The sequence below is a fragment of the Ruegeria sp. ABV3_008 genome (assembly GCF_056161185.1).
The window spans coordinates 156,193-172,033 of record NZ_JBSWYP010000002.1; the positions used below are offsets into that span (position 1 = coordinate 156,193).

Here is a 15,841-nt window from a genome sequence, read left to right on the forward strand (position 1 = left end):
GCATCGCGGCTTTGGCGGGCAAGCGCCAATAAACTCGGCTCACGCTTGCCCCAATTGATTTGTAGTTTTTAGATCATATAGTTAGGGGCGATCAAACCCGTTTGCCCCACAAGTCATACTCACCCGCTTCATCGACCTCGACCGTCACGAGGTCTCCGGGGTTGAGGGTTTCGAACCCTTCATCAATGAACAGGTTGCCGTCAATCTCGGGCGCGTCGGCCTTGGTTCGGCAGGTCGCGGCCTCATCATCGACCTCATCCACAATGACCTGAAGCCTCTGACCGACCTTGGCTTCCAGTTTGGCTTCAGAGATCGCCTGCGCTTTCTCCATGAAACGGTCCCATCGGTCTTGCTTGACCTCGGGGGCCACATGATCGGGCAGATCGTTCGAGCGCGCGCCATCGACGTTTTCGTACTGAAAACAACCAACACGATCCAATTGCGCCTCGTCCATCCAGTCTAGCAGGGTCTGGAATTCAGCCTCAGTCTCGCCCGGGTAGCCAACAATAAAGGTCGAGCGCAGAGTGATGTCCGGGCAGATCTCGCGCCAGGCTTTGATCTCGTCGAGTGTTTTGGCGGCTGCCGCCGGACGGGCCATGCGCTTCAGCACATCCGGGTGCGCATGCTGAAAGGGGATATCCAGATAGGGCAGCACATTGCAGCCCGCATCCGCCATCAGCGGGATCAACTCGCGCACATGCGGGTAGGGGTAAACATAGTGCAGCCGAATCCAGGCATCGAGCTGCCCCAACTCGCGCGCCAGATCGGTGATATGGCTGCGCACCTCGCGGTCCTTCCACGGGTTCACATCGTATTTCCGGTCCAACCCATAGGCCGAGGTATCCTGACTGATAACGAGCAACTCGCGCACGCCATTGTCGACCAACTTTTCGGCTTCGCGCAGCACCGCATGGGCCGGACGGCTGGCGAGTTTGCCGCGCATGTCGGGGATGATGCAGAATTTGCACTTGTGGTTACAGCCCTCAGAGATCTTGAGATAGCTGTAATGCCGCGGTGTCAGCTGCACCGAACTGGCGGGCAACAGGTCCACGAACGGGTCCGGATCAGGCGGCACCGCCACATGAACTGCGTCCAGAACCTGCTCGTATTGATGCGGGCCGGTGACCGCCATGATGCGCGGGTGGTGTTCCCGGATATAGTCCGGCTCGGCCCCCAAACATCCGGTCACGATGACCTTGCCGTTTTCCACCAGAGCCTCGCCGATGGCGTCCAGAGATTCGGCCTTGGCGCTGTCCAGAAATCCGCAGGTGTTCACAATCACGGCATCGGCCCCGGAATAATCAGGCGAAATGCCGTACCCTTCGGCGCGCAGCCGGGTCAGGATGCGCTCGCTGTCTACCAGCGCTTTGGGACAGCCTAGTGAGACCATACCGATGGTCGGCTGGCCTGAACGCGGCGTGTCGGTGATCCGGGCAGACGGGGCAAGGTCGGGGCGGAGGTTTGGCGGATTGCTACTCATGCGGCCGCATATAGTTTGGATTGGTTCCCCTTGCAAATGCGGCCGTGGGTTTGAATGATACCAAAAACACAAGCCCAAAAGGCGGAGAGCAGTTCGATGAAATGGCTGATACGTATCCTGTTCATCTTGGTGGCGGTTGTGGGCCTTGTCGTGGGTGCGCTTTTGTTGATGCCCGGTGATAAACTGGGGGCGCTTTTGGCCGAACAGGTCAAGGCGGAAACGGGGCGCGACCTGACCTTCTCGGGCGATGTTTCGATCTCTTTCTGGCCGATTCTGGGCCTCGAAGCTGGGCCGGTGACCTTCGGCAATGCCGATTGGGCGGGGGCTGAGCCGATGCTGAGCGCTGAAAGCCTGTCTTTCGGTGTGGATGCGGCGGCGTTGTGGGGGGGCGAGATTAAGATCAAACGGGTTTTTGCTGACAGCCCGGTTCTGCGACTGGAATACGACAACGGTCGGGGCAATTGGGAACTGACCGCACCCACCTCCGCAGCCAGCACCGGCGGAGGAACAGCGCCCGCGCCGCAGGCGACGCAACCGATCACGCTCGATCGGCTGGAGCTGAGCAACGCGCGCCTGATCTTTATCGAAAACGGAGCGACCAAGTGGAATTTCCGGGACGTTAACCTCTCGGCGCAATGGCCGGATGTCTCGGCCCCGATGATCATGGAGGCCAATATGGCCGTGCCCGGTGGCACTGTTCAGGTGAATCTGAAGCTGCCTGACCTGCCAGCCTTCGCCTCGGGCGGCGCGGCACCTCTGGAGCTTTCGATGACAGCACCGGGCGGGCGTATCGCCTTCAACGGGCGCGCGACCATCGAAGGAGAAATGGACGGCAAGACTGAGGTCAAGACCAGCAATACCGACGCCATGCTGGCCGCGTTCGGGCAGGCGGGCGTGGCGGTGCCCAATGGTCTGGGGCGTGTGGCAGATGTGGCGGGGCAAATGACTTACACGCGGGACGGTCGCATCTCTTTGCGAAACATGACTGCAGTGCTAGATCACAACCGGTTCGATGGCGAGGCCGATATCGTGATTTCAGACCCTCCAAAGATCACAGCGCGTTTGCGGGCGGGGGATCTGGATTTTTCGACCTTCGCAGACACCGTCGACACAGGCTACGGTGGCGGTGGGGCCTCTTCTGCCAGTGACGGGTGGTCGACGACACCTATCGACGCGTCGGCGCTGGGCTTGGCGAATGGCTCGATTCGACTGACCGCGTCCTCCATCGCCGTGCCGGACATGACGCTTGGGCAAAGTGACCTGACGCTCAACCTCGACCGATCACGTGCGGTTCTGAAAATGCAACCTGCGACTCTGTTTTCCGGACAGTTGAACGGTCAGGTAGTGGCCAATAATCGTAACGGCCTGTCCGTCGGCGGAAACTTCAAAGCCGAAGGAATCGACGTGCAGCAGGCGCTGTCAACGCTCGGAGGGGTTGAACGGCTGACGGGAACGGCCTCGGCCTCGCTGGAGTTTCTGGGCGTGGGGCAGACCGAAGATGCGATCATGCGGTCGCTGTCCGGGAAGGGCGATATTTCGGTCGGGAAGGGCGTCATCTCCGGCTTCGACCTGAACCGGCTAATGGGGCGCGGCGAAGGGTCCGGAGGGACCACAGTGTTCAACAGCCTGACGGCCAGTTTCACGATGGATGGCGGCAATCTGACGAACAACGACCTGCTCATGTCGCTGGATAATTTCAGGGCGGATGGATCGGGGCGCGTAGGGATCGGCGCGCGTGATATCGACTATCTGTTCACGCCGGTCGCCCTGCGCGCCAATTCAGGCGAAGGGATCGCTGTGCCTGTGCGTATTGTCGGCCCGTGGAGCGACCCTTCGATCCGCCCAGACCTGACAAAAGTCATCGAGGCGGCGGCTGAAGGAAAGCTGAAAGATCTGGAGAACGACGCCAAAACCAAGGTTCTGGAAAAGGTCGGGTCAGAGCTGGACTCGACCATCACAGACACTAATCAAATCGAAGACGTGCTTAAGGACAAGCTAGAGGAAGAAGCCAAGAAAGGTTTGCTCAAGCTGTTCGGAGGGGATTGATCGGGGCGCGCATCGACGCCCCTTTCTATTAGATCGTTTGGTCGTAGTCGCCGACGCCGGGTTCTGTCCGGATGACGGCATCGATGTCGGCAAAGATCGCCCGCATCTCGGCTTCGCTCTCGCTGCTTTCGCAGACGACCACCAGATTTGGGGTGTTTGACGAGGCTCGCACTAGGCCCCAGCTGCCATTATCCAGAATGACACGTGCGCCGTTTACGGTGACAACCTCTTTGATCGCACGGCCCGCGAAGCTATTGCCTGCGTCGGCCTTGGCGACCAGCTTGTCCACGAGGCGCTGCAGGATATCGTATTTCTCGGTATCCGCCGCGTAGGGCGACATGGTCGGGGTGGACCACGTCTTGGGCAGGGCCTTGCGTAGGTCGGACATGCTCTGACCCGGGTTGCGGTCCATCAATTTGCAGATTTCCACCGCAACGCGCATCCCGCAGTCATATCCGCGCCCAACAGGCTCGGCGAGGAAGTAGTGGCCGGATTTCTCGAACCCTGCAAGGGCTCCGATTTCCTTGACCCGGCGTTTCATATGGCTGTGGCCGGTTTTCCAGTAGTCTGCCTTGACGCCATGGGCTTGCAGTTCCGGGTCGCTGGCAAACAGGCCGGTTGATTTTACGTCGGCCACGAAGGTCGCGCCGGGATACAGCTTGGCCAGATCGCGCGCCATGATGACACCGACCTTGTCGGCAAAGATCTCTTCGCCCTCATCATCGACCACACCGCAGCGATCACCGTCACCGTCAAATCCCAAGGCCAGATCGGCACCGCTGGATTTCACCGCATCCGCCATGTCATGCAACATCTCCATGGCTTCGGGGTTCGGGTTGTAGTTCGGGAACGTGTAGTCGAGTTCGGTGTGGCTGGGCACAACCTCGACACCGATCCGCTCAAAAATCTCGGGCGCAAAGGCCGAGGCGGTGCCATTACCCGTGGCGCAAACCACCTTGAGCGGGCGGGACATTTTAAAATCGCCGACCAGATCGTCGATATAAGCCTTTTTCACGCCGTCGACGAATTCGTACGAGCCGCCCTCGCGCGCCACAGTCTCGCCATTCAACACGATGTCGCGCAGTTCGGACATCTCATCCGGGCCGTGGGTCAGCGGACGGTCGAAACCCATCTTAACCCCGGTCCAGCCGTTGGGGTTGTGGCTGGCGGTGACCATCGCCACCGCCGGAACATCCAGATGGAACTGCGCGAAATAGGCCATTGGGCTGAGGGCAGGGCCGATGTCCTTCACCTGAATACCCGCCTGCATCAGGCCGAGGATCAGTGCGTTTTTGATGGCCAGAGAATAGTCGCGGTAGTCATTGCCAACCGCAATGACCGGCGCGATGCCGCGTTTGTGCATCTGAGTACCAATCCCCAGACCAAGGGCGGTCATGCCCGGCAGGTTGATCTCATCGGGGTATTTCCAGCGTGCATCATATTCGCGGAACCCCGTGGGCTTAATCATTGGGTCGCGGAGAAAGCTCCAGGTGTTGGGGGTCACCTCGGGGATGGGTTTGGTCATTACAGGTCTCAATCGTTAAATCTGAATCGGGTTCGCTTTTGCCAGAGCATCAAAACGCATCAATGTGTCAACAAGATGGGGCATCTGATCCAACGGGATCATGTTGGGGCCATCAGACGGTGCTGTGTCTGGGTCCTGATGGGTTTCAATGAACACCGCTCCGATTCCCAGCGATACGGCGGCGCGCGCCATCACCGGCGCAAACTCGCGCTGCCCGCCCGAGGAGCCACCCTTGCCACCCGGCTGTTGCACCGAATGCGTCGCGTCCATCACGACCGGATAGCCCGTCTTCGCCATTTGCGGCAGGCCGCGCATATCGGCCACCAGAGTGTTGTATCCGAACGAGGTTCCGCGTTCCGTCAGCAGAATGTTCTGGTTCCCAGTGCTTTCGATCTTGTCGACGATGTTACCCATTTCCCAAGGGGCGAGAAACTGGCCTTTCTTGACGTTCACAGCCTTACCCGTTGCGCCCGCCGCCAATAGCATATCGGTCTGGCGACAGAGAAAAGCAGGGATCTGAAGAATATCGACGGCCTCGGCCGCGATGGCGCATTGGGCTTCCGTGTGGACATCGGTCAGCACCGGAATGCCCATGGTGCTGCGGATGTCATCCAGAACCTTCAGTCCTGCATCAATCCCCATGCCGCGTTTGCCGGACAAAGAGGTTCGGTTCGCCTTGTCATAAGACGCCTTGAATACATACTGCGCGCCAGCCGCGTCGCAGGCTTCTTTCATGGCGCCCGCGATCATCTGGGCATGGTCTGCCGTCTCAAGCTGGCAGGGGCCGGCAATGATGGTCAGAGGAAGGTCATTGCCGACCGTCAGGTCGGAGATTTTTACATGTTTCATGTGTCTTACGAGGATACCTGTTCACGAAGGACCGACGCGGTAAGCGAGATCATCAGGTAGATACCAGCAAACAACAGGAAAGCCAAAATCGTATTTTCGAACTTTCGGGGATAGGTCGGATCCTGCGCTTCAACGGGGTTCACCGAGACCGTCAGATACCGCACTTTGCGGTTCGCCTCGGAGCGCGTGGTTTCCATTTGTTGCATTGCCGTTTGCAGCATCATGTCACGCGCTGCCAGATCGGCCTGCGCCATCTGGATTCGGACGCTCAACCGCGCCAGCGAGTTTTCGCCTGCGGATGCGTCCAGCATCTCGGCGTTCAATTCGGCCAAGACAACTTCTAGGCGGGCGATATCGGCACTGACGCCATCGACCTTGGCCTGGTTTGGGCGACGGTTGTCTTGTAAGGCGGCCAGTTCCAGCTCTTTATCCTGAATGGCGACCTCGATCTCGTTGATCCGACCGCGTAGGCCGGAGATGACGTTTTCTGGGTCCAGCAAGGCACCCTGCAGCTGCAACTCGATCAATGCTTCCTGCGCCTTGCGCCGCTCTGACTGGGCCGCCTCGAACCCTTCGCGCGCATCGCGCATCTGATCCTCGCGCTTAAGGCCGGACAGGCTGTTGATCCGCTCTTCCGCGTAAGAGATCAGAAGTTGGGACAGTTCGACGGCAGTTTCGGGCTCGGGTGCGGCAACTTCCATTCGCACGATCCCGTCGCTTGGGTCGTAGCCGATGGTCACCATGCGTCTGTAAAGCTTGTAAGTGTCTTCCAAGCTAGCGTTTTCTGGTAGTCTTTGGATCGGGTCGATCGAATCCTTTTTGAAGACTTCAGAAAAGCCGATATCCTTTTCCAGACGTTCCAGAGCGTCCTTGGATTCCAAAAATTCTTGAGTGGAAACAGAATCCTGCGCGGTTGCAAATTGAGTCCCGCTCAACAGGCCGCCAATCGCTCCACCACCGCCGTCGGCCTGAAGGATCGAATAGGCCGAGTCGCTGGCATACATCGGTGTCGCAATCCGATAGAAATAATAGCCGACAACGAACGTGGGCAGAAAGACGAACACTGCAAGCCGCGCGAACAGAGCCGCCAGCTTTTTCTTTCGACGTAGGGCAATGTCCTTCTGGATTTGACCGATTTCGCGATCGCGCCGCTCGGCCGGGCTCATCTCAGGTCCCGGCAGAGTCTGAGGGGCCTCGCTCACCGGTTGCGGCAACTGGACGGCTGCCGTTTCGTCACTATCCGTTTTCGCCGAAGCATTTGCCGAGGCCAGTTCCAGCAGATTGCTGCGCCGGAATGGGTCAATGCCTTTCTTGCGCAACAGGCGCACCGCGTCATAGTCCGAAGTCGCCGCCAGCCCGTGTTTGTTGGCCAGACGTCGGGCAATACGCAATTGCCGACCGGTCAGACCCTCGCGCTTGATATCGTCCAGCTCGGTCCCGGGCTGTGTTTCTCCCGACGAGGCCTGCGTGGCGCTGCGGATGCGCGCCATGGCGTCCGAGCGGGCCTCGGGCGAGATGCCTGATTGCGCCCTGTGACGCCAGTTGTATTTTCTAACCTTGGGTTTCGTAGTCATATAACTGCTTTGCCTCTTCCAAGGTTTCAAACATGCGCAGCTGGCCGTCGACCAAAACGGCCGCCTGCTTCACGAATTTCTCAAGTGTTGCGGGGCTGTGCGAAACGATGACCAGCGTCGTTGTGCGCAGCCTTTCCTGCAGGATTGAGCCGGCCTTGTGGTTGAATTCCACATCCGTTGACGCGGGCATGCCCTCATCAATCAGGTACATGTCGAAGTCCAGTGCAAGCATCAGCGCAAAGGTGAATCTGGCCTTCATGCCCGACGAATAGGTGGCAAGAGGTTGGTTGAAATACTCGCCCAGACCGCACAGCCAGCTGCAGTAGGCTTCTACATAATCGGGGTCCATACCGTAGATTTTGGCGATATAGCGCGCGTTCTCCAACGCGGACATCTTCGAGGAGACACCACCGGTAAACCCCATCGGGAAAGACACCTTGCACTCACGCCGGATGACCCCTTCATCGGGCTTTTCCAAACCCGCCATCATATTGATCAGAGTGGTTTTTCCCGTCCCATTCGGCGCAAGCACACCCAGCGACGTCCCGAGTTCGACCCGGAACGAAGCCCGGTCGAGGATCACCTTGCGGCGCGTCCCCGTCCAGAAGGATTTACTGACATTCTCGAACTCAAGCATGCTTGGCCTGCTGCTCAATCCTTTGGTTTGATCGCTCTTTTTGGTGAGCGTTTGGATGCGAAGTCTATCGTTTCATGTTGGCTACATTATGTCGAATTATGAAACAAATGATCAATGCACCTTCGCAAAGTGCAGATCACATCGTGGCAAACATCGACACGAAAAGATGTTTTGGCGGCAAGTTCGAGGGTGGCTATCATCCTTTGATTCTCATGATTTCGGGGCAAGACAGCGGCTATGAGTGATCTGCAAAAGGAAATCTCAGCCTGTCGGCTGTGTGCGGATAAGTTTGCGCAAACCGCGACTCAGCACGCGCCGCGTCCTGTCGTCTGGTTCCGCGCTGGCACTCCGATCCTGGTTGCAGGGCAGGCTCCGGGCGCGCGGGTTCATGAGTCGGGGCGGCCTTTTACAGACCCGTCGGGGGATCGCTTGCGCGATTGGTTGGGGATCGACGAGGGGGTGTTTTACAATCGGGATCGTCTTTCCATTGTGCCCATGGCGTTTTGCTTTCCTGGATATGACGACCGCAAAGCGGATCTTCCGCCGCCCGCCTTGTGCCGTAAAACCTGGCATGACCAGGTCGTTCAGGCGCTTGGTCCGGTCCCTCTGACAGTGTTGGTCGGGGGGCACGCACATAAGTACCATCTTGGAGTGCGCAGTTCGGTCACTGAGACGGTCCGCAATTGGCGGGACCACGCGCCGCACATCTTTGCCTTGCCTCATCCGTCCTGGCGCAATACGGCATGGATCAAGAAAAACCCGTGGTTCGAGACCGACCTGCTGCCGGCCTTGCGGGCACGGGTGCAAGAGGTTCTGAATGACTGAAGCAACGGCGCTGGACACAGCGCATACCGCGATGGAAGCCGCTCCGCAGGACGATGCCGCCCGGCTGCGGTTTTTTGAGCGGCTGGCCGATAGTGAACTTTTCTTGATGCTGACGGAAGAGGCGCAGGGCGAGAATATCTCGCCAGAGCTGTTTGACGTGGCCGATGGCCGCTTTGTACTGGCCTTTGATCGCGAGGATCGGTTGGCGCAGTTTGCCGGACGACCTGTGCCTTATGCGGCGCTTTCGGGGCGTATCCTGTCTTCGATGCTGGCAGGGCAGGGGATCGGTCTGGGCCTGAACCTCGAGGTCGCGCCATCCTCGATGCTGATCCCGTCTGAGGCGCTGGGCTGGCTAGCGTCAACGCTGGAACATGCGCCCGCCGAGGTCGAAGAGAAACTGGCCGAGTTTTTGCCTCCGACCGGCCTGCCGGAAACCCTGTTGCGTGCGTTGGATACAAAGCTGTCGACTGCTGTCGGTCTGGCGAAGGCGGCCTATCTGGTCGGCACCAAATCCGAAACCGGGGCTTCGGGTCACTTGCTGGGCTTTGTCGGGGTGTTGGACGGGGCGCAATCGGCGCTGGCCAAGGCCGCGTCCGAGGCGCTGACCTTTTCGGGGATCGAAGTCGGAGCGATGGATGTCGGTTTTTTTGCACCAGAAGCCCCCGCTGCCGCGTCTCTGGCGAAGGTTGGTTTGCGGTTCGACCTACCGCAACCCGAGGCCCGAAACTTGACCCGGCCTGTGCCCGGTAGCGATCCCGAGAACCCGCCGATCCTTAAATAAAAAAGCGCGGTGCAGTCTTTTGCACCGCGCCAAATGTCCCGAACGAACCTCGAAGAGATTAATCCGCTGCCGCTTCCAGCTTGTCCTGCGTGCGGGTTTCGAAGTCGCTGGCCTCGTGACGTTCATGAAGCTGCGTGTGGGGCTCGCCAAACGCGCGGTTGACCATGCGGCCCCGCTTTACGGCCGGACGCGCGTCAATCGCCTTGGCCCAACGCTTGACGTTTTCATAGGATTCAACATCGAGGAACTCGGCTGCATCATAAAGACGTCCAAGCACCAGCTGCCCGTACCAAGGCCAAATCGCCATATCTGCGATCGAGTAATTCTCGCCTGCAATATAGGTGTTTTCGGCCAGTTGACGGTCCAGCACGTCCAGCTGGCGCTTGGCCTCCATGGCAAAGCGGTTGATCGGGTATTCCCATTTCTCGGGCGCGTAAGCGTAGAAATGGCCGAACCCGCCGCCCAGATAAGGCGCGCTGCCCATCTGCCAGAACACCCAGTTCATCACCTCGGTCCGCTCCGGGCCTGACTCGGGCAAGAACGCTCCGAACTTTTCGGCCAGATGGAACAGGATTGAGGCGCTTTCGAACACGCGCACCGGAGCATCACCTGACCGATCCCAGAGCGCCGGGATTTTCGAGTTCGGGTTCGCCTCGACAAAGCCCGAGCTGAACTGGTCCCCTTCGCCGATATTGATCAGCCACGCATTGTATTCGGCGCCTTCATGACCCAACGCCAAAAGCTCTTCGAGCATGACGGTCACTTTGACGCCATTGGGTGTTGCCAGCGAATAGAGCTGCATGGGGTGGCGGCCAACGGGCAGGTCCTTGTCATGGGTTGCGCCGGCGATGGGTCGGTTGATATTGGCGAAGCGCCCGCCGCTTTCGCTGTCCCAGGTCCAGACTTTGGGGGGAGTGTAAGTGGATTGATCGCTCATCTGATGCCTTTCTTGCAAATCGCAGGGCCGCAAAGCCGATGCGCTAACAGCTAATGTTGCAATTCCCCGAGTCCAACCCCGCTTGACGCGGGAAACTGTAATAATTCTCTCACGAAATCTCGTTGATGGTCACACCGGCGCGAGCGGCCCTACGAAGCGCCTCAGAATCGCTTATTGTTTGTCGTGTCAGCCAAACGGCGCCCCCGATACACGAAAAAGGAATGACCACATGAAACGTTTTGCCCTGTCTTTTGCTGCGGCCATGGCTCTGGCAATTCCTGCTTTTGCAGGCCCCCAATATGTCGACGGAACCGGATTTGCGGTCTCTGGCTATGATGTTGTCGCCTATCGCGGCCTTGATCAGGCACCGGTGGGAACGTCGCAGCCAGAAGGTGTACGCGGCAATGCCGACATCACGGCGGAATACAACGGCGCAACTTGGGCTTTTGCATCGGAGGAGAACCGCGATAAGTTTCTTGAGAACCCGGCCTACTACGCGCCTCAGTATGACGGGCATTGCGCCTATGGCGTCTCAAAAGGCGGCAAGGTTCCGGCAAACCCGAACCTGTGGCGCATCGTTGATGACAAGCTATACCTGAATATCACCGACGTTGTTGTGGGCTTCTTCGAAGAGGACATCCCCGGCAACATCAACCTGGCCGAAGGCAACTGGCCCGGTATCGAAAGCGCAGACGCATCGACCAGCGTGATCCCGAAATTCACCTCGGAAGGTCCGGTCAGCAACTGATCGCGTCAACAATAGCATGAAGAAAATTAAGCCCGGCTCCCCTCCACTGAGCCGGGCTTTTTTCTGGCTGACTATCCAGCCAGCCAGAATTCGTCGATCATGTCCTGGTTGGCTTCGAACCGGATACGGACACTCTTTGCCCCCGGAAATTTGCGTTCGCAAATGGTGTCAGGAATCACCACCTCGCCCGGGCCGGCGTTGTTGGACTTGAAGCTCAGAATCTCGGTCTCGACATGCCGTCTGTTGCTCAGCACCGAGGTCGGAAGGGCGATGCGGTTCGCCCCTTCGGTGACCGGCGTTGCCACGAAAAAGGTCAAGTGGCGGCCATAGCATCCGACAGCATCGGGCACATGGTCTGAAACCGCGGGTTCGACATCTGCGTCTCGGGCCGATGGCGAATTTGCCATATGCGGCAGTGCTTGCGTCGGGTTCAGCATGGTTTTGCAGGCAGAGATGTCTTCGGGCGGCAACTCGATCACACGTTTTTTGAGGCGCGGCCGTTTCGGCATCTGTGGACCCGATGCGCCTTTTCCGCCCAGCCCTTGTTTGCGCAGAAAATCATAGGCAGTCTTGGCGCGCGAGAAATCCTCGCAGTCACCCGGCATGTGGTCCGGATGCGCCCGGAAGGCAATATTGCGCCAAGCTTCGCGGATTTCGTCGGAACTGGCAGAGGGCGACAACCCTAGGTCCGCCAGCGCGCTGTTTCGCGCTGCGATCTTATCGACAGGTTTCATACTCAAAAACACTCTTTAACGTACACGAGACCAGTTTGAGTACGATCACGATTTTGTCAAATTCTTCTCAAGATTGAAGCAGTTGCAGGGGACAATGATCTGGCCGCGCAGATATTGTTCCAGCGGCAAAGCAAAATGCCCACGCTTTGGGACGGCGCGGGCATTTCGTTTTTGTCGACAGGGATCAGGCGACGTTCTGCAGTTCAGCCTTCGGCGTGATCCCAAGGGCGAAACATACGTCGCGCGTCAGCTCAGGCCGGTTAAGGGTGTAGAAGTGCAGCTTGTCCACGCCGCCCTCCAGCAGGTCCGAACACAGCTCGGTGCAAAGGGCCGTGGCCAGCAGATCCTCGCGATCATCGCGCTGGGCTTTTTCAAAGGCGTGATCGACCCAATCGGGTATCCGAGTGCCGCAGCGCTGGGCAAAGGCGCGCGCGCCTTTCCAGTTTTCGATCGGCAGGATGCCCGGCACGATCGGCTTGTCGATCCCGGCTTTTTCGCAGGCGTCGCGGAACCGGAAGAAGGTTTCGGCCTCGAAGAAGAACTGCGTCAGTGCCTCGTCAGCGCCCGCGTCCAGTTTGGCCTTGAGCCAGTCGATATCGGCCCGCGTATCCCGTGCTTCGGGGTGAATGTCGGGATAGGCGCCGACGCGAATGCTGAACTTCTCGGTTTCTGCGAGGGCCTCAATCAATTCAACCGAGTTGGCAAAACCTTCGGGGTGAGGGACAAACCTGTCCTGACCCTTCGGCGGATCGCCCCGCAATGCGACGATGTTCTCCACACCGGCACGGGCGAAGGTGTCTGCAATATCCAGCGTTTCCTGACGCGAGGCATCGACGCAGGTCAAATGCGCCGCAACCGGCAGGCCCGATGACTTATGCAAAGTCGCGACTGCATCGCGCGTTAGCTCGCGCGTCGTGCCGCCAGCGCCATAGGTGACCGAAACGAACCGGGGGTCAAGGGGGGCCAGCGTCTGCACCGTATCCCACAGCCGAAACGAGGCCTCCAGCGTTTTGGGTGGAAAAAACTCGAATGAGATTTCAGGTTTGGTCATCGCAGCCTCTCAGGATCAATTGCGGCTCTTGTCGCACGGTACGCATTGTGAGACAAACTCATATTCCTCAAGAACAACATGAGCCCCACTTCACATGCATATCGAATTCCGGCACCTGCGCACCATCAAGGCAATCCACGAATGCGGCGGCCTAGCACGTGCGGCCGATCAGCTGAACATCACCCAATCGGCGCTGAGCCACCAGATCAAAGGGCTGGAGGATCAGGCCGGGGTCGAACTGTTCCTGCGTCGGTCCAAGCCGATGAAGCTGTCGGCGGCGGGTCTGCGTCTGTTGCGGTTGGCCGAGCAGATTCTGCCTCAGGTCGAGGCCGCGCAGCATGAGTTCTCATCCCTGCGCGATGGCCGTACGGGTCGGATGCATATCGCGATCGAATGCCACGCCTGTTTCGAATGGCTGTTTCCAGTGTTGGAGTCGTTCCGCAAGTCCTGGGGCGATGTCGATGTGGATATTCGCCCCGGCTTGGCCTTTGACGCGCTGCCTGCCTTGCAGAAGGAGGAGGTCGACTTGGTGGTATCATCCGACCCCGAAGACCTGCCGGGTGTCGAGTTCGTGGAATTGTTCGACTATAGCCCGGTATTCGTCGCCGCATCTTCGCATCCGTTGGCCGAGAAAGACTTCATTGAGGCCGAGGATTTTCGCGGTCAGACCCTGATTACTTACCCGGTCGAGCGCACGCGATTGGATGTCTTCAGCCAGTTGCTGATCCCGGCGCGGGTTGAACCGGCTAACATCCGTCAGGTCGAACTGACAGCCGTGATCCTGCTGCTTGTTGCCTCAAATCGGGGGATTTCTGTCCTGCCGGATTGGGTCGTGCGGGAGGTCAAGTATAACTCAGACTACGTCACCCGCCCGCTGACAAAAGAAGGGATCACCCGTCGTCTCTATGCCGCTGTCCGCTCTGAAGATCTGGAAAAGCCCTTCGTGCAGGAGTTGGTCAAACTGGCGCGGGACGAGGCGCGAAAGTTGCAGGCGCAGTAACGGCGTTTCGCTAAGGTCTGCTATGCGCATCATTCCTCTTGGCAAGGGCGCATTGCATCAGTATACGCGCGGTTTGACCGGACAGGAGCCTTTTCACAATGGTTGGCAGTGCAAATCTCAACATCATGATCAAAGCCGCGCGCAAGGCGGGGCGGTCTCTGATCAAGGATTTCCGTGAAGTCGAGAACCTGCAGGTGTCGATGAAAGGCGCGGGCGATTTCGTGTCCAAGGCCGATATCGCCGCAGAAGCCATCCTGAAAGAGGAACTGCTGGGTGCGCGTCCGACCTATGGCTGGCTGGCCGAAGAAGGCGGCGCGATTGACGGAGAGGACCCGACCCGCCGCTGGATCGTCGACCCGCTGGACGGCACCACCAACTTCCTGCACGGGTTGCCGCACTGGGCGATTTCGATCGCGCTTGAGCACAAGGGCAAGATCGTCGCCGGTGTGATCTACGACGCCGCCAAGGATGAGATGTTCTTTGCCGAAAAGGGTGAGGGCGCCTGGATGAACGATATGCGCATCCGCGTCTCGGGCCGTCACCGCATGATCGAGTCTGTTTTCTCGACCGGTCTGCCCTTTGGCGGTCGCTCGGATCTGCCGGCCACGCTGCAAGATCTGGCGCGCCTGATGCCCACATGTGCTGGTGTGCGCCGCTGGGGCGCAGCCGCGCTCGACATGGCTTATGTGGCAGCTGGTCGTTACGAGGGCTTTTGGGAGCGCCGCTTGAACGCATGGGACTTGGCCGCCGGGATCATCATCGTGAAAGAGGCCGGTGGTCTGGTTCAGCCCTTGAACCCTGAAGGCAGCATTCTGGAAGATGGCGAGGTCATCTGCGCCAACGAGCCAATCTTTGACAACTTTGCCAAGGTAATCCGGGGCTAAACGCCTTTATTTGCGCGGCACGCGCGGAATGCGAGATTGCGACAGCTTATATTTCGTCTCGGGGTGAGGCGGGTGACCGTGCGTGCGGTCCCAGTACGCTGGTCCTCCGCGTTTCAGCCAGAGCGGGATGCACAGGATCAGCCCCACGAAGAACCCACCGGTATGCGCCCAATAGGCAACTCCGCCCTCGTCGGGGTTGCTAGAGAGACTGCCAAAAAACTGCAGGGCCAGCCAAACCCCGAGCATCACGAAGGCCGGGATGCTAAAGACCCGGAAATAGACGATCAGTATCAGCAGAATATCCACGCGGGCTTTGGGGAAAAGCAGCAGGTACCCGCCCATGACGCCAGCAATCGCCCCGGATGCGCCGATTGTGGGCACCACCGAGCCGGGTGCGGTGATCACGTGGATTAGTCCAGCTCCGATCCCAGCGACAAGGTAGAACAGCAGAAAGGGCAGGTGGCCCATTTCGTCCTCAAGATTGTCGCCGAAAATCCACAGAAACAGCATGTTGCCCGCCAGATGCATCCAGCCGCCATGCAGGAACATCGAGGTCACGAAGGTCTCGAGTGCGACCCCTTCGGCGCTACGGGCGGGAATGATCGCGTAGTCGAAATAGAATTGCTGAAGCACCCGTGCGTTGTCCATGATCCCGACATAGCTGATGAAGATCAGGATATTCGCCGCCATCAGGGCGTAGACAACATAGGGCGTGCGCCCCGAGGGGTTGTGATCTCGGATCGGAAACATGGCGCGACGCTGGGCTTTTC

The 15,841-nt window shown here is 58.9% G+C and carries 16 protein-coding genes; 7 read left to right on the plus strand and 9 right to left on the minus strand.

Annotated elements, in window-relative coordinates; translation table 11 throughout:
• Positions 1-91 precede the first annotated feature (91 nt).
• Positions 92-1,480 (minus strand): 30S ribosomal protein S12 methylthiotransferase RimO, encoded by a 1,389-nt coding sequence (rimO, locus tag ACXAH8_RS04895; protein WP_475216529.1) that lies wholly within the window; start codon positions 1,478-1,480, stop codon positions 92-94.
• Positions 1,481-1,576: 96 nt separating this feature from the next.
• On the opposite strand from rimO, the gene ACXAH8_RS04900 reads away from it, so the two are divergent.
• Positions 1,577-3,526 carry an AsmA family protein gene (locus ACXAH8_RS04900; RefSeq protein ID WP_475216531.1) on the plus strand — a complete coding sequence of 650 codons (1,950 nt, stop codon included), beginning with the start codon at positions 1,577-1,579 and terminating at the stop codon, positions 3,524-3,526.
• A gap of 28 nt (positions 3,527-3,554) precedes the next feature.
• Here ACXAH8_RS04900 and ACXAH8_RS04905 read toward each other — a convergent pair whose 3' ends face one another.
• Genes ACXAH8_RS04905 through ACXAH8_RS04920 form a run of 4 tightly spaced genes read right to left on the minus strand, consistent with a single transcriptional unit; the run spans position 3,555 to position 8,111 of the window.
• Positions 3,555-5,051, minus strand: a complete 1,497-nt coding sequence (locus ACXAH8_RS04905; RefSeq protein ID WP_475216533.1) for a phosphomannomutase/phosphoglucomutase — start codon at positions 5,049-5,051, stop codon at positions 3,555-3,557.
• 15 nt (positions 5,052-5,066) lie between these two features.
• Positions 5,067-5,900 (minus strand): 3-deoxy-8-phosphooctulonate synthase, encoded by an 834-nt coding sequence (gene kdsA, locus ACXAH8_RS04910; RefSeq protein WP_170689277.1) that lies wholly within the window; start codon positions 5,898-5,900, stop codon positions 5,067-5,069.
• Positions 5,901-5,905: 5 nt separating this feature from the next.
• Positions 5,906-7,474, minus strand: coding sequence for a KpsE/RkpR family capsule polysaccharide export protein (locus ACXAH8_RS04915; protein WP_475216535.1), 1,569 nt, complete (start codon positions 7,472-7,474; stop codon positions 5,906-5,908).
• Positions 7,452-8,111: an ABC transporter ATP-binding protein gene (locus tag ACXAH8_RS04920; protein ID WP_475216537.1), complete on the minus strand. Its 660-nt coding sequence runs from the start codon at positions 8,109-8,111 to the stop codon at positions 7,452-7,454. Before ACXAH8_RS04920 ends, ACXAH8_RS04915 begins: the two co-directional genes overlap by 23 nt.
• A 107-nt stretch (positions 8,112-8,218) precedes the next feature.
• Between ACXAH8_RS04920 and ACXAH8_RS04925 the strand changes: the two genes are divergently transcribed.
• Genes ACXAH8_RS04925 through ACXAH8_RS04935 form a run of 3 tightly spaced genes read left to right on the plus strand, consistent with a single transcriptional unit; the run spans position 8,219 to position 9,717 of the window.
• Entirely contained in the window at positions 8,219-8,356 is a 138-nt protein-coding gene (locus tag ACXAH8_RS04925) for a hypothetical protein (RefSeq protein ID WP_475216539.1), read from the plus strand.
• Positions 8,349-8,936 carry a uracil-DNA glycosylase family protein gene (locus ACXAH8_RS04930; protein ID WP_475216541.1) on the plus strand — a complete coding sequence of 196 codons (588 nt, stop codon included), beginning with the start codon at positions 8,349-8,351 and terminating at the stop codon, positions 8,934-8,936. The genes ACXAH8_RS04925 and ACXAH8_RS04930 overlap by 8 nt, the downstream gene beginning before the upstream one ends.
• Entirely contained in the window at positions 8,929-9,717 is a 789-nt protein-coding gene (locus tag ACXAH8_RS04935; protein WP_475216542.1) for an SseB family protein, read from the plus strand. Before ACXAH8_RS04930 ends, ACXAH8_RS04935 begins: the two co-directional genes overlap by 8 nt.
• A 58-nt stretch (positions 9,718-9,775) precedes the next feature.
• On the opposite strand, the gene yghU is transcribed toward ACXAH8_RS04935, so the two are convergent.
• Positions 9,776-10,654 (minus strand): glutathione-dependent disulfide-bond oxidoreductase, encoded by an 879-nt coding sequence (yghU, locus tag ACXAH8_RS04940; RefSeq protein WP_475216543.1) that lies wholly within the window; start codon positions 10,652-10,654, stop codon positions 9,776-9,778.
• Between the two features lie 229 nt (positions 10,655-10,883).
• On the opposite strand from yghU, the gene ACXAH8_RS04945 reads away from it, so the two are divergent.
• Positions 10,884-11,402, plus strand: coding sequence for a YHS domain-containing (seleno)protein (locus ACXAH8_RS04945; RefSeq protein ID WP_170643114.1), 519 nt, complete (start codon positions 10,884-10,886; stop codon positions 11,400-11,402).
• A 71-nt stretch (positions 11,403-11,473) separates the two neighbouring features.
• Here ACXAH8_RS04945 and ACXAH8_RS04950 read toward each other — a convergent pair whose 3' ends face one another.
• Both ACXAH8_RS04950 and metF read right to left on the minus strand, forming a co-directional pair.
• Positions 11,474-12,136, minus strand: coding sequence for a J domain-containing protein (locus tag ACXAH8_RS04950; RefSeq protein ID WP_475216545.1), 663 nt, complete (start codon positions 12,134-12,136; stop codon positions 11,474-11,476).
• A 184-nt stretch (positions 12,137-12,320) separates the two neighbouring features.
• Positions 12,321-13,187, minus strand: coding sequence for a methylenetetrahydrofolate reductase [NAD(P)H] (metF, locus tag ACXAH8_RS04955; protein WP_475216547.1), 867 nt, complete (start codon positions 13,185-13,187; stop codon positions 12,321-12,323).
• Between the two features lie 94 nt (positions 13,188-13,281).
• On the opposite strand from metF, the gene ACXAH8_RS04960 reads away from it, so the two are divergent.
• Positions 13,282-14,187 carry a LysR family transcriptional regulator gene (locus ACXAH8_RS04960; protein ID WP_475216549.1) on the plus strand — a complete coding sequence of 302 codons (906 nt, stop codon included), beginning with the start codon at positions 13,282-13,284 and terminating at the stop codon, positions 14,185-14,187.
• Positions 14,188-14,285: 98 nt separating this feature from the next.
• Positions 14,286-15,071 carry an inositol monophosphatase family protein gene (locus ACXAH8_RS04965; protein ID WP_475216551.1) on the plus strand — a complete coding sequence of 262 codons (786 nt, stop codon included), beginning with the start codon at positions 14,286-14,288 and terminating at the stop codon, positions 15,069-15,071.
• Positions 15,072-15,077: 6 nt separating this feature from the next.
• Here ACXAH8_RS04965 and ACXAH8_RS04970 read toward each other — a convergent pair whose 3' ends face one another.
• Positions 15,078-15,821 carry a rhomboid family intramembrane serine protease gene (locus ACXAH8_RS04970; protein ID WP_475216553.1) on the minus strand — a complete coding sequence of 248 codons (744 nt, stop codon included), beginning with the start codon at positions 15,819-15,821 and terminating at the stop codon, positions 15,078-15,080.
• Positions 15,822-15,841 lie beyond the last annotated feature (20 nt).

Bases quoted from the DNA above. Each gene is read 5' to 3' on its own strand.
- rimO (WP_475216529.1), bottom strand. From the start codon at position 1,480: ATGAGTAGCAATCCGCCAAACCTCCGCCCCGACCTTGCCCCGTCTGCC.
- ACXAH8_RS04900 (WP_475216531.1), top strand. From the start codon at position 1,577: ATGAAATGGCTGATACGTATCCTGTTCATCTTGGTGGCGGTTGTGGGC.
- ACXAH8_RS04905 (WP_475216533.1), bottom strand. From the start codon at position 5,051: ATGACCAAACCCATCCCCGAGGTGACCCCCAACACCTGGAGCTTTCTC.
- kdsA (WP_170689277.1), bottom strand. From the start codon at position 5,900: ATGAAACATGTAAAAATCTCCGACCTGACGGTCGGCAATGACCTTCCT.
- ACXAH8_RS04915 (WP_475216535.1), bottom strand. From the start codon at position 7,474: ATGACTACGAAACCCAAGGTTAGAAAATACAACTGGCGTCACAGGGCG.
- ACXAH8_RS04920 (WP_475216537.1), bottom strand. From the start codon at position 8,111: ATGCTTGAGTTCGAGAATGTCAGTAAATCCTTCTGGACGGGGACGCGC.
- ACXAH8_RS04925 (WP_475216539.1), top strand. From the start codon at position 8,219: ATGATCAATGCACCTTCGCAAAGTGCAGATCACATCGTGGCAAACATC.
- ACXAH8_RS04930 (WP_475216541.1), top strand. From the start codon at position 8,349: ATGAGTGATCTGCAAAAGGAAATCTCAGCCTGTCGGCTGTGTGCGGAT.
- ACXAH8_RS04935 (WP_475216542.1), top strand. From the start codon at position 8,929: ATGACTGAAGCAACGGCGCTGGACACAGCGCATACCGCGATGGAAGCC.
- yghU (WP_475216543.1), bottom strand. From the start codon at position 10,654: ATGAGCGATCAATCCACTTACACTCCCCCCAAAGTCTGGACCTGGGAC.
- ACXAH8_RS04945 (WP_170643114.1), top strand. From the start codon at position 10,884: ATGAAACGTTTTGCCCTGTCTTTTGCTGCGGCCATGGCTCTGGCAATT.
- ACXAH8_RS04950 (WP_475216545.1), bottom strand. From the start codon at position 12,136: ATGAAACCTGTCGATAAGATCGCAGCGCGAAACAGCGCGCTGGCGGAC.
- metF (WP_475216547.1), bottom strand. From the start codon at position 13,187: ATGACCAAACCTGAAATCTCATTCGAGTTTTTTCCACCCAAAACGCTG.
- ACXAH8_RS04960 (WP_475216549.1), top strand. From the start codon at position 13,282: ATGCATATCGAATTCCGGCACCTGCGCACCATCAAGGCAATCCACGAA.
- ACXAH8_RS04965 (WP_475216551.1), top strand. From the start codon at position 14,286: ATGGTTGGCAGTGCAAATCTCAACATCATGATCAAAGCCGCGCGCAAG.
- ACXAH8_RS04970 (WP_475216553.1), bottom strand. From the start codon at position 15,821: ATGTTTCCGATCCGAGATCACAACCCCTCGGGGCGCACGCCCTATGTT.